This is a genomic window from Enterococcus sp. DIV2453a (assembly GCF_050533535.1).
GTDB lineage: Bacteria > Bacillota > Bacilli > Lactobacillales > Enterococcaceae > Enterococcus > Enterococcus faecalis.
Window position 1 is genome coordinate 2,084,284 of the sequence record NZ_CP172899.1, and the last position, 12,362, is coordinate 2,096,645.

Consider the following 12,362-nt stretch of genomic DNA (forward strand, 5'->3'; position numbering starts at 1 on the left):
TGCTAATAGGTGTTCTTAAAATAAAAGTCACTTGTAAAACTTCCTATTTTCCAAGGAAACAGCTACCCTCATTCATGCACTTATTCATCTTTTAAGCGTGGAACAAAAGTTACTTTAAACTTTTGCCCCACGCTCATTTAATTATTTTCGTTTCTTCTTGATGACTATACCACTAATAATCACAATAAGTAACACAACAAGTCCTAGCACACGATATAGACCATTAGTTTGTTCTCCCGTTTTTGGATAACGTCCTTGCTTGTCAGGTTTCACAATATGTGTGACATACTGACTACGTTTTATCGTGGTTTGATTCGTTGAGGAACTAGTCTGGTTGTTCTCATTTTTATCTGGTAGTGGTGTAGGATTACGATCAATCACATGAACAGTTGCTACTGTCGTCAATTGACGAGGTGTTTCGTTTGAAAACATTGCGAAAAGTCGTGACTGCACAGCTGGTTTGGTTTCATTAACTGGCTCAGTGGTATAGGAAATCTGGTACTCTCCTGTTTTCTTTGTATCAACTCCCCCTTTTACTTGAACCTTATCAAAGGATATAGCATGACCGTCACGATCTGTCGCTGAAACGAAATTATCTTCTGGTTTCCACGAATCACCAACATAAATCGTTGTATCTTTAACCTCTAACTTAGATTGGTCGGGTTTGACAGTCACATTAGCTGTTTCTTCTTTACCTTCGTAACTGTAAATGATTGGGTAAATGCCCGCTTTGGTGTTATCAACTTGACCTGAAACAGTGATTTTTTCGAATGGGACATCTTGACCTGTTTTATCTGTTGCTGAAACAAAGTTCTCTTCTGGTTCCCATGAATCGCCGACATAAATCGTTGAATCTTTGACTTGTAAACGACTATCATCACGGACATGAACGATTGCTTTCGCTTCTTTTGTGCCATTTTTATAGACAATTTCATAATCGCCTATTTTATCAACATTCACTGTTCCCTGAACATCAATTTTTTCAAACGGAACGTCTTGACCTGTTTTATCTGTTGCTGAAACGAAATTATCTTCTGGTTTCCACGAATCACCAACATAAATCGTTGTATCTTTAACCTCTAACTTAGATTGGTCGGGTTTGACGGTCACATGGGCTGTTTCTTCTTTACCTTCGTAACTGTATACGATTGGATAAACGCCTGCTTTGCTAGTATCAACTTGACCTGAAACAGTGATTTTTTCGAAGGGGACATCTTGGCCTGTTTTATCTGTTGCTGAGATAAAGTTCTCTTCTGGTTCCCATGAATCGCCGACATAAATCGTTGAATCTTTGACTTGTAAACGACTATCATCACGAACATGAACGATTGCTTTCGCTTCTTTTGTGCCATTTTTATAGACAATTTCATAATCGCCTATTTTATCAACATTCACTGTTCCCTGAACGTCAATTTTTTCAAACGGGACATCTTGACCTGTTTTGTCTGTTGCTGAAACGAAATTATCTTCTGGTTTCCACGGATCACCAACATAAATCGTTGTATCTTTAACCTCTAACTTAGATTGGTCGGGTTTGACGGTCACATGGGCTGTTTCTTCTTTACCTTCGTAACTGTATACGATTGGATAAACGCCTGCTTTGGTGTTATCAACTTGACCTGAAACAGTGATTTTTTCGAAGGGAACGTCTTGACCTGTTTTATCTGTTGCTGAGATAAAGTTCTCTTCTGGTTTCCATGAATCGCCGACATAAATCGTTGAATCTTTGACTTGTAAACGACTGTGATCAATTGTTTTCGTTAATGGAATTTTTAGTTGATTGTCTCCTTTGACCAGCTTAATAGCTTTTCCTGTCAAATACTCTTCATCCACGGAATATTCCTGCGGTACATTCGTTACTCGCAAAGTATAATCACCTGTCATGATGGCATCAAAGGAGTATTGACCTTTTTCATCTGTTGTAAATTCGGTTGCTGTATGCGTGACATTATCAATTAGTTCAAAAGAAACTTTCGCAATTGCTTGGTTTTCATCCTCTACGTTATGCGTGTAGAATGTGGCAGTTGCTAAATAGACAATGCCTTCCGCATCACCTTCTGAGAATTTCAATGTGATTGGCGCAGTGGCGACTTTTTTCTTGCTAGCAGACATCTGGTTCAATGTTTCAGAGTCGATTGTTGTTTCTGTATAGATTTGGCCAGCGTTTGCAGAGACAGTATTGTATTCAATCGTAATGTTTTCTGTCAATGTATAGTCTTTAAAAATAATTTTCGCACCGTTTGTAGTCTTCTCTAATGAATAAGCATCTTCTGGCACGCCTTTCACGGTAATAGAATTCAAATCGATTTGAGCATTGGTTGTGCCTTTGGGTGTTAATTCAATCGTTGGATTTTTCACACGATGTGTTTTATTATCAATATTTTTTGTTGTTACTGTCGTTTTTGTTACATTTTTTAATGTTGGATTCGCCGCTTGTGTTGCACTCAAAATGTCTAACGCTTCATTTTGAACAGAAACCGTAGCAGACCCTTCATTATTATTCGATTGTGGTTCTTTAGCTGTCCCTGTTATAAAAAGAGTTGGCACGTCGATCCAGCCATTGGCATTTTTATACTCAATAATGTAACGTTTGTTGGTTTTTCCAAAATCAAACGTGTAACTATTGGTATTTTCGTCAAAAGTAATCGTTGGGTATCCAGGACTGTCTGGTGACATTGGTTTATCAAAATAATAGCCACGATCCCAGTATTGTGGATAAATTGAATCTACCTGATCGTTTGAAACATCATAAATGTCAAAAAGAACATCGGCGCCAGCTGGAATTTTTGTACGGACGCTTAGTGAGTCAAAAGAATCATTTCGTGCATTGACAAGGAATTGATTTTTACTACTTTGAAGTGTTCGTTCAGAACCACGCTTACTATTAGTAGTTACTGTCGTATCAACTGGAGTTAAACCTTCAGCACTCATTGTTATCGGTATCGTATCGACTGGGATACTTTTATCTTTTGGCAAACTATCGGGCACATAATTAAAACCAATTGGAATTTGGATTTCGTTGGTTATTGGCGTAGTGAACTTAATAACTGAACCATCTGACGTTGGCGTTACTGTATAATCCGTTCCTAACTTGTAATAAAAATAAATTTCTTTTGTAGCTCGCAATGAAAGATAATTAGGATGCTTTACTTTAATTTCTAAATTTTGAATCGGTGTCTCTTTGCTTCCCATAACTGAGACAGTTGTTCTTGATGAATAGGCACCATTTTGATCATAATTACCCCAAGCAGTTTCAGCATTCAAAGGATTAACAACACTAATTGGTTCAATATATTGATCAGATACTAATTGAATGGCTTTATTGGGACCAATTACAGGTGTACTTAATGATAGATTGATATCTTTCTTGTCAAAATCCATTGTTAAATCAGAAATATTTATTCTTAAATAGCTATCTTTTGTGGCCGTTAAAGTGAGCTTGCCACCTTCAGTTTTAATATCAAAATAGTCTTCCAATTTTACATTTTCATATAAAGGACCATACGCCGTAAATTTAGGATTCTTAATTTCTTGACCGTTTGTACTCTCTAATACGATTTGTTGACCCACTTTTGTTTCTGTTAATGTGCCATAAATTGTTACATAATATTTCCCTTTGCTTTGAAAACTGATATAGGACATACTACGCATTTCACGATCAGCAATTACTTTACTTGTTTGACTCGTCTTCGCAGTAAAATCGGTTGTTTGTTTAGTTCCTGTCGTACTTTTCAAAGAAATTGACCCAATTTTTGTGGTTGGATACTGCTGCGAATATAAGTAGTTATAGTCCGAAGCACTCTCTAAATAAATTGTCCGATTAATCGATAAGGAATAGGCTTTTTGTTGATTCATGTTTGGAACAGTTACAGCAATCCGCCCGAGTGAATTATCGCTTAATGTATAATCTTTGCCAGGTGTTAACAGGGCTTGCGTTTCTGGTAAAATTTGACCATTAATATCGACATCGTAACTGAAAACTTGAGGTTCCAAGTTATCTTGTTTTCCAAAGACAGCGCCTGGCGTCTCTGTTGTTAATAATTCTAATGTTTGATTGCCAGTTAACGTCCGGTCTAAATTATAAAAAATTTCGCCATCTAACCCTGTCGTTCTGGTTCGTTCGTTATATTGAATTGGTTCCACTTGTTCATATAAATCAAACGAGTAGGTTTTTTTATTTTTTCCTGGAGTTTCAATTTTGATTAATGGTTCCGCCTCTGTTGTTAGATAACTTTTTAGTTCTACTTTAAAGGAAGTATCTGAAACTCGTTGATTAAACGTAATACTTAATGTTTTGGTTGCCGCATCGACTGCCCAAGTTGCGCCAATGCCTGTCACTTCTCCGCTAACAGTTGAATAACCTAAATGTTCTGGTAATTGAACTGTATAAACTGATCCAGGTGCATAACCTGTGTTTCCAACAGCAAATTGGAACGTAGCGGTTACCGGTGTTGTATTTAATTCGCGGTGAACCTCTGTTTGGCTGTATTCTGTTCCACCAATCGGCGCAAGACTCATACTGTCAAGTAGTTCATCTGTAATTGGCGCTTGAACATCTGGTAGGGCTTTTTCATTAAGTGAGGTGTCCTTGTCCTCCGTTGTTTGTTGTTCAGATGGTGTAGCACCACTGGAAGCTGTTGTGCTCGCCTCTGTGGTTTGCGATTCAGTTGTTGCAGTTGGTTGATTCATTTCTGAAGTAGTCGTTGTTGCTAAAGGTAAAGATGGTGTTGAGTTCGATAACTCTGCCTCTTTTTTTGCTGTATCAGTGGTCTCTGTTTGTGCTTCTGTCGTTGTTACAGCATAGGCATTTACGGCAAACCCGAAATTTTGTGCGAGAAGTATACTCAACATCACAAAAGAAAAAGTTTTTTTCTTCATACTAATCCCCTTTCAATAAAATTCATATAACCTAATAATAGCTTGTTAAAAATGAAACAATTGATTAATTTTTTTTGAATCTTCGAAAAAAAAAAACAGCTTTTCATAAAAAAATACTTGGAAAATCAGCCACAATCACTGTTTTTCCAAGTATTTTTTTATGAATATTTGTAAATTATCGTTTCTTTTGGCGAAAAACGACCACGAAATAAACTGCAATAAACAATAACACTAAGAGCGAGTTACTATTTTTAATGAAAGTTAAAAATTGACTTGTTTGCATTGAAATGCCTTTGCCGCCAGTCAATTCTAATAAAAATTGTGTCGTGCCACCTTTGCCTACTACAGTGACTAACATAAGCGCCATCAAAATAAATTGATGGAATAAACTCCCTTTTGTTTGTGTTGTATATTTGATAAGGATGCGGCTATCTTTAGGCAAATCTGTCTCTTGATAATATCGCCTAGCTAAAAAGCTGTTCAATGTGCTTTTGAAAAAACTCAAGAGAAACAGGCCTAAAATAGTCCACGAGGTAAGAAGTAATATTCCCAAACTTCCCGCCAGACCAATCATTGGTATGTTGTTTGACCATTGTTTCGTTTTACTAGCTACAATCATTGCAAAAATCATCCCTAAAACATAAGGTAAATAGAGATAGATGCCCATATGAGCTCTGCCATAAACCCCTGCAACATAAATGGAACCAAATAAAAATAAATAGTTCCCGACAATCCCGTTAATCAAGGTCGCAAGATTCATTTCTAATGATACTTTATATGCGCCCCGTTTGCCATAATGACTAACGAAAAGGACAGCCACCACAAAGAAACAGCAGGCGCCAACAATCGCATAATCAAATTCCACCGCATTCGTTAATAAGCGACCACTTCTTAATAAAAGTAATAACACAAAAAAGATAACAAACAGAATTAATTCTTTTCGTGAAACTTCTGCTGATTCTTCTTCTAGCTCGTTTAATGAAACAGGATAGCTCTTGATTGCTACTAAAGCAACCAGAAAATAGAGCGCGTACACCAATAACGCCAGTCCAATCTCAGTCGCTTTAAAAAATAAAGCGCCAAATAAAACAGCGGTCAATAAGACTGTCGTTAAAAGATTGCTATGACTGATTTTTTGACCTTCTTCTTTTAAGAAAAAGCGAATTGATTGATTACTTGGTGGCAACAATGCCCCACTAAGTCCTAACAACATTCCTGAAATACTATAAAGCGGGAAAGAAAAAGCGCCGGCGATCCCAATTAAGGAGCCTGCCAAGCCTAACAATAGAGAAATCTTTAGTAGACCTAGACTAGTTAAAGACAAATTAATTCCTCGAACCAGAAAAATGCCTGTCATACGCAATGTATAAAATAAGACAAATGGTAAAATTGTTAAAAGGTTGTGTCCATCACTCAATTGAATGTAAAGTAAATAAGGCACAACAATAATCGTATTACTTAGTAAACTTAATGCTGTATTACCAAGACTTTCAATTTTTTTATTCATTTTGACCTCTTCTTTTATCTTTCATTTTCTATTATTTTTAGGGTAGCATTGTTTACTTTTTTTGTCCATAAAATAACAGATGTAGCAATTTCCTAATGTTTATTTTCCACTGTTACGTATAATAGTTAATGACGACAGCTTGGACTTTCTCTGTTCCATCATTTATATACGTGTGTACTTGATTAGCATCAAAATACATAGCGGCGTCTTTTGGAAGAAGGTATCTCTGACCGCCCACTTCAAGAGCTAATGCTCCTTGAATAACCATGACATATTCTGTCGAACGTTTTGAATGCCCAACAGCTTGATACTTTTTCCCTGGATCTAATTCAAACTGAAAGAGTTCAAAGTTTCTTTCCTGGTTGTCTGAGTAGTAATTAAAGACTCGATAGGAGTGATCTTCAGAATGTTGTGTTACCGTCTCAGTTTTTTTAACCACGGGATTTTCTTTAACATAGTCATCTTCTAATAAATACGTATATGGAACATTGAGTCCATTACTTATTTTCCAAATTGTATTTATGGTAGGATTGGTGGTTCCTTTTTCAATCTGCGAAAGCATCCCTTTACTCACTCCGGTTATCCCAGCTAGTTCATCTAACGTAAGTTTTTTTTCTTGTCTAATTTTTTTTAAATTATTGCCAATGATTGTATTAATCTCCAAAATAGTTGCTCCTTCTGTTTCTTTTTATTATCTAAAAGTTTAATATATTGAACAAAAGTATTCTTTATTGTATTATACAATATATATCTTAGTTGTTCAAAAGGAGTGGTTAATAATGAAAACGCTCATTCGCTCGTTGTGTCTTATTATCGAAGGTCTAGATTTTCATACACACGTGTTTAAATTTTATACAGAAAGAAGGAAAAAAAGAGAATGAACCACCAATTAGATGCACGCACTGGCATTCGTGAAGCCTTGCCAACGGTTTTTGGCTATATTGGTATTGGGATTGCTTTTGGTATCGTAGGACAAGCAGCAGGTTTTTCCCCTCTTATTGTTAGTGCGATGTCGTTTTTTATTTTTGCAGGATCTGCTCAGTTTGTAACGGTTAGTATGTTGACTGGTGGCAGCCCTATCTTATCTATTGTGTTAGCGACTTTCTTAGTAAATGCGCGTATGATTCTTATGGGAATGACCATTGCGCCTTACTTTAAAGCCGAATCTCTCGGTAAAAATCTCTGGTTGGGAACCTTACTGACGGATGAAAGTTTTGCACTAGGAATGAATAAATTAAACCATACCAAAGGACGTTTAAGTTTTGAGTGGTTTAATGCTGCCAATTTGATTTCCTATGCGACTTGGTTTTTTTCGACGATCATCGGTGCCTATCTAGGGCGCTTTATTGCAAACCCTCAAGCATTAGGTCTTGAGTTTGCGGTCGTGGCTATGTTCATTGGTTTACTCTATCTGCAGATAATTAGTGATCGTTCCATGAAAATCGCTTTACAACTCATCATGGTCCTGATTACTTTTGGGTTGATGTCTATTGGTCTAATTTTTATTCCCAGTAATTTAATTGTCTTAGTTGTCACGTTAATCGGTTGTGGAATAGGAGTGATGATAAAACATGCCTTCTTCTGAGTATCTCTTTTTAACAATTTTAGGCTGTACCGTTGCAACCTGGCTTTCAAGAATACTGCCATTTTTACTTTTAAAAAAAATCAGTCTGCCACAGAAATTATTAGAATATCTAAGTTTTGTTCCCATTGTGATTATGTCCGCCTTATGGTTTAGTAGCTTATTTGAACAAAGAATAGGGCATTTACCAAGCCTCAATCTTCCTTATTTATTCGCTTCATTTCCTACCATTTTAGCCGCAATACTTACTAAAAACTTATTGCTTATTGTACTGGTAGGCATTGCTTCATTTGCACTAATCCAAAATTTTATCTAAAAAAACAGACAGGCACTACCAGATGGTAGTGCCTGTCTGTTTTTTTAGATGCCAGCTGCAGGGATCGAACCTGTGACCTACGCGTTACGAGTGCGTTGCTCTACCAACTGAGCTAAGCTGGCCTGAAACAAATCTATTATAGGACTTTCTACTTTATTTGTAAAGTCTGTTTGTTATTTATTTATGCAAAATCTCTTTAAAATAAGCCAAATAGCGACTTTACAAACTTTTTTCTGAAAATGTGGTATAATAGAGATATCAAGAAAGGATGGTTTTTTGTATGTCAAATTTTAATGGTATGGTTACTCCTGTTGTTCCATCGGATGCTGGTAAGGATTTCGCCGTTGACACCCATGTTACTTTTCTTGTTCACGGACAGCCACAAACAGGCGTTGTTACGAAACAATTAAAAAATGCCGCTGTCGTCGAAATTGACGAAACGCAAAAAAACAATCACTTAATGGTGCACAGCAATGGTGTGATTGTTATTAATTACAAACAATTGAAAAAGATTTAATTCTTCAAGCGTGGGAAATTTCCCCCGCTCTTTTTTATGTACAGAATTGGAATACTTTCCAATTCGTCGGAAGCTATAATGCTGTAATAAACGCAAAAAAACCAAAAATAATTCCGGGAACATTAGCAAAAATAATGGACTTATCTCGTGTTTCTCCATCGTCTCCATATAACCCATGAATCGTCCAAAAAATACAATTAATCATTGCCACTAATGGTTGCGTCGGATTGCCTTTTTCCCCATGTAAATTTCCATAAATTTGTGGAATATATGAAACATACATCAAAACTGACATCACACTAGCAATCACAGCGATAGCGTGTAAGACTTTTTTATTCTTTTTCATAGCTACTCCTTTGTTTTTTTATTTTTTATTATACACCTAGAAAAGTTCTTTAAGCAAAAGAAAACCGTTAGTAACCATAATCGGTTATCTAACGGTTTTTTGTTATTATTTTGTTCCGAATAAACGGTCACCAGCATCCCCTAAACCAGGAACGATATAGCCGTCTTCGTTTAAGCGCTCATCTAAAGCTGCTGTATAAATATCTACATCTGGGTGCGCTTCTTGTAAAGCTTTCACACCTTCTGGAACGGCCACTAGACATACAAATTTAATGTTGCTAGCACCACGTTCTTTTAAGGAATCGATGGCCATAATTGCGGAACCACCTGTTGCTAGCATTGGGTCAACAACAAATAATTGACGACTTGCAATGTCTTCAGGTAATTTCACGAAGTATTCATGTGGTTGCAATGTTTCTTCATCACGGTAAAGTCCAACGTGTCCAACTTTCGCTGCTGGAATTAATTCTAAAATCCCATCAACCATGCCAATGCCGGCACGTAAAATAGGAATGATTGCTACTTTTTTCCCTGAAAGTGTTTTTTGTGTTGATTTACCCATCGGTGTTTCGATGACAACATCCTCTAAAGGCATATCCCGTGATACTTCATAAGCCATTAACATAGCAATTTCGTTGACAACTTCGCGGAAAACCTTTGTCCCACAGTTCTTTTCGCGAATCATTGTTAGTTTGTGTTGAATTAGCGGATGATCAATTACTTGAAATTTTCCCATATCTATTCTCCTTCATTATTTTATTCTTTCTTATTGTAAAACAAAAGAGCCTAGGACACAAGTTGAATTCCTTAAATCCTAAGCTCCGACTCTTATTTGTACAGAGAATCGCGCTTCAGCTATCCCTGATGTTAGTTATATAATGGATATTTTTTAGTTAGCGCTGCTACAGCTGCTTTGACTTCATCATGAACTGCTGTATTTTCTGGATCTTTTAAGACTTGAACGATTAATTTAGCAACTTCTACCGCATCTTCTTCTTTAAAACCACGTGAAGTAATCGCAGGCGTTCCAATACGGATACCACTTGTTTTAAATGGACTTAATTGTTCAAACGGAATTGAATTTTTATTGACAGTAATATTTACACTATCTAAAATAGCTTCTGCTTCTTTTCCATTTAAACCAAAACCTGTCACTTCAATCAGTAATAAGTGGTTGTCTGTTGCCCCACTAATTAAACGAGCTTCTGGCGCTTGATTGAAAACTTTCGTCATCGCTTGCGCATTTGCAATCACTTGCTGACTATATTCAGCAAAACTTGGATCCAAAGCTTCTTTAAAAGCTGCGGCTTTTCCGGCAATCACATGTTCCAACGGGCCACCTTGAATGCCTGGGAAAATACTACTATTTACTTTTTTCGCCAATTCTTCGCTATTTGTCAAAATTAAACCGCCACGAGGACCACGCAATGTTTTATGGGTCGTACTTGTTACGATATCAGCATACGGAACTGGATTTGGGTGCAACCCTGAAGCCACCAAGCCTGCAATATGCGCCATATCAACCATTAACTTGGCATCTACTTCATCAGCGATTTCACGGAAACGTTTGAAGTCAATCGTTCGTGAATACGCACTTGCGCCAGCAACAATTAATTTTGGACGATGTTCTCTTGCTAAAATTCGCACGACATCGTAATCGATTACTTCTGTTGAAGGATCCACTCCATAACTGACAAAATTATAGGTTTTTCCACTAAAGTTAACGGGCGAACCATGTGTTAAGTGACCACCAGCTGATAAATCCATCCCCAAAATGGTATCACCTGGTTCAACCAATGAAAGGTATGCCGCTGTATTGGCTTGAGAACCTGAATGGGCTTGTACATTCGCGAATTTTGCACCAAATAATTCTTTGGCACGATCAATAGCTAAATTTTCTACGATATCGATAAATTCACAACCACCATAGTACCGTTTGCCAGGGTAACCTTCTGCATATTTATTCGTTAAAATACTTCCTTGGGCAGCCATCACCGCTTTTGACACGACATTCTCAGATGCGATTAGTTCCAAGTTATTTTCTTGGCGCTCTTCTTCTCTTGCAATTGCATTCCATAAATCTGGGTCATACGTTTTGTAATCCATTCAAACAACACTCCATTTTGTTTTCTTTTGTCTGATTGTATCATACTTCTGTGTCAGCTTCGTTACAAATACCTCTTATTTTTCAAAAAATTTTTGATTAGCTGATTTTTTCAAGCGATTCATGTAAGCAGTGCCTAAACCAGTTTCTGCAAATCCTTGTGCAAAAATCGTGGTAGCTCCTTGCTCATCTAACGCTCTTAACCCTGCAAATAGTTCTTTTGTGGCATTTTCAACCGTTTCTGCACCATAAGAATAAACAAACGCATTTTCTGTATCTAGTTGTGCTGCCTGTTCATCACTTAAAAATAAGCCGATTTTTTCCTGTTGTTCTTTTGCTTGCTGAATCGCCGCTTGCCATTCTGCTGTTTGACCGCTTATAATCCAAACTTCCGCATCAGGAGAATAGTGTTTGTATTTCATCCCTGGCGCTTTGGGTGCTGCATTTTCGCTAATTAAATGTGTATCGATTTTCACTTGGGAAATAATGCTTTCCAACTGCTCTTTGGTAATTGCTCCTGGTCGTAAAATAACTGGCACACCATCTTCCGCCGTTAAATCTAAGACCGTTGACTCCACCCCAATCTGCGTTGGGCCATCATCTAATATGGCAGCAATTTTCCCCTGCAAATCATGATAAACATGCTCTGCAGATGTTGGACTAGGCTTGCCAGAAGTGTTCGCACTTGGTCCGACCAATGGAACATTGGCTTGTTCAATCAAAGCTAAGGTCGCTTGGTTATCTGGCATACGAAAAGCGACTGTCTCTAAACCACCTGTTACTGTTTTAGAAAATGTATCGCTAGGCACATTAAAAATTAAAGTTAATGGTCCCGGCCAAAAGGCAGACACCAATTTTGTAGCGACTTCTGGTAAGGTCGCCACGTATTTTTTGACCATCTCAACGTTGTTCACATGAACAATCAATGGATTATCACTGGGGCGGCCTTTTACTTGGTAAACTTTTTTTACTGCCGCTTCATTTAAGGCATCGGCACCTAAGCCATAAACAGTTTCTGTTGGAAAAGCCACTAGCTCGCCTGCTTGAATGGCTGCTGCTGCTTGGGCTATTTCTTGTTTGGTTAATTTTTTTGTTTCCATTGCAAATCGCTCC

10 protein-coding genes and 1 tRNA gene are annotated in these 12,362 nt (G+C 37.3%); 3 read left to right on the forward strand and 8 right to left on the reverse strand.

The genetic code is table 11. The features are described from left to right. Window positions 1-141 precede the first annotated feature (141 nt). The 3 genes from IGK03_RS10130 to IGK03_RS10140 form a co-directional block, all read right to left on the reverse strand. A complete protein-coding gene (locus IGK03_RS10130; protein WP_173962311.1) occupies window positions 142-4,878 on the reverse strand; it encodes a bacterial Ig-like domain-containing protein in 4,737 nt (1,578 codons plus the stop codon). 175 nt (window positions 4,879-5,053) lie between these two features. Next, window positions 5,054-6,385 carry a hypothetical protein gene (locus IGK03_RS10135; RefSeq protein ID WP_010713183.1) on the reverse strand — a complete coding sequence of 444 codons (1,332 nt, stop codon included), beginning with the start codon at window positions 6,383-6,385 and terminating at the stop codon, window positions 5,054-5,056. Window positions 6,386-6,497: 112 nt separating this feature from the next. Beyond that, complete coding sequence (locus IGK03_RS10140) at window positions 6,498-7,049, reverse strand: helix-turn-helix domain-containing protein (protein ID WP_002362234.1); 552 nt, start codon at window positions 7,047-7,049, stop codon at window positions 6,498-6,500. Window positions 7,050-7,262: 213 nt separating this feature from the next. Here IGK03_RS10140 and IGK03_RS10145 point away from each other — a divergent pair, with 213 nt between their 5' ends. Both IGK03_RS10145 and IGK03_RS10150 read left to right on the forward strand, forming a co-directional pair. Then, complete coding sequence (locus tag IGK03_RS10145) at window positions 7,263-7,970, forward strand: AzlC family ABC transporter permease (protein ID WP_002379698.1); 708 nt, start codon at window positions 7,263-7,265, stop codon at window positions 7,968-7,970. Beyond that, a complete protein-coding gene (locus tag IGK03_RS10150) occupies window positions 7,957-8,283 on the forward strand; it encodes an AzlD domain-containing protein (protein WP_002362235.1) in 327 nt (108 codons plus the stop codon). Before IGK03_RS10145 ends, IGK03_RS10150 begins: the two co-directional genes overlap by 14 nt. A gap of 49 nt (window positions 8,284-8,332) precedes the next feature. Here the strand turns inward: IGK03_RS10150 and IGK03_RS10155 are convergent. Continuing rightward, a tRNA-Thr gene (locus IGK03_RS10155) sits at window positions 8,333-8,405 on the reverse strand. 158 nt (window positions 8,406-8,563) lie between these two features. Here IGK03_RS10155 and IGK03_RS10160 point away from each other — a divergent pair. Next, entirely contained in the window at window positions 8,564-8,800 is a 237-nt protein-coding gene (locus IGK03_RS10160; RefSeq protein ID WP_002381528.1) for a hypothetical protein, read from the forward strand. 73 nt (window positions 8,801-8,873) lie between these two features. Here IGK03_RS10160 and IGK03_RS10165 read toward each other — a convergent pair whose 3' ends face one another. From IGK03_RS10165 to IGK03_RS10180, 4 genes are all read right to left on the reverse strand, one after another. Further along, window positions 8,874-9,146, reverse strand: a complete 273-nt coding sequence (locus tag IGK03_RS10165; RefSeq protein WP_002356625.1) for a membrane protein — start codon at window positions 9,144-9,146, stop codon at window positions 8,874-8,876. 105 nt (window positions 9,147-9,251) lie between these two features. Next, window positions 9,252-9,881, reverse strand: a complete 630-nt coding sequence (gene upp, locus IGK03_RS10170; RefSeq protein ID WP_002356624.1) for a uracil phosphoribosyltransferase — start codon at window positions 9,879-9,881, stop codon at window positions 9,252-9,254. Window positions 9,882-10,012: 131 nt separating this feature from the next. Then, the gene (gene glyA / locus IGK03_RS10175) at window positions 10,013-11,251 is read right to left on the reverse strand and encodes a serine hydroxymethyltransferase (protein ID WP_002356623.1); all 1,239 of its coding nucleotides are present in this window, start codon (window positions 11,249-11,251) and stop codon (window positions 10,013-10,015) included. 75 nt (window positions 11,252-11,326) lie between these two features. Next, the gene (locus tag IGK03_RS10180) at window positions 11,327-12,349 is read right to left on the reverse strand and encodes an L-threonylcarbamoyladenylate synthase (protein ID WP_016616765.1); all 1,023 of its coding nucleotides are present in this window, start codon (window positions 12,347-12,349) and stop codon (window positions 11,327-11,329) included. Window positions 12,350-12,362: the final 13 nt, after the last annotated feature.

Coding starts and splice junctions, on each gene's coding strand:
- IGK03_RS10130 (WP_173962311.1), bottom strand. CDS start 4,878: ATGAAGAAAAAAACTTTTTCTTTTGTGATGTTGAGTATACTTCTCGCA.
- IGK03_RS10135 (WP_010713183.1), bottom strand. CDS start 6,385: ATGAATAAAAAAATTGAAAGTCTTGGTAATACAGCATTAAGTTTACTA.
- IGK03_RS10145 (WP_002379698.1), top strand. CDS start 7,263: ATGAACCACCAATTAGATGCACGCACTGGCATTCGTGAAGCCTTGCCA.
- IGK03_RS10150 (WP_002362235.1), top strand. CDS start 7,957: ATGCCTTCTTCTGAGTATCTCTTTTTAACAATTTTAGGCTGTACCGTT.
- IGK03_RS10160 (WP_002381528.1), top strand. CDS start 8,564: ATGTCAAATTTTAATGGTATGGTTACTCCTGTTGTTCCATCGGATGCT.
- IGK03_RS10165 (WP_002356625.1), bottom strand. CDS start 9,146: ATGAAAAAGAATAAAAAAGTCTTACACGCTATCGCTGTGATTGCTAGT.
- upp (WP_002356624.1), bottom strand. CDS start 9,881: ATGGGAAAATTTCAAGTAATTGATCATCCGCTAATTCAACACAAACTA.
- glyA (WP_002356623.1), bottom strand. CDS start 11,251: ATGGATTACAAAACGTATGACCCAGATTTATGGAATGCAATTGCAAGA.
- IGK03_RS10180 (WP_016616765.1), bottom strand. CDS start 12,349: ATGGAAACAAAAAAATTAACCAAACAAGAAATAGCCCAAGCAGCAGCA.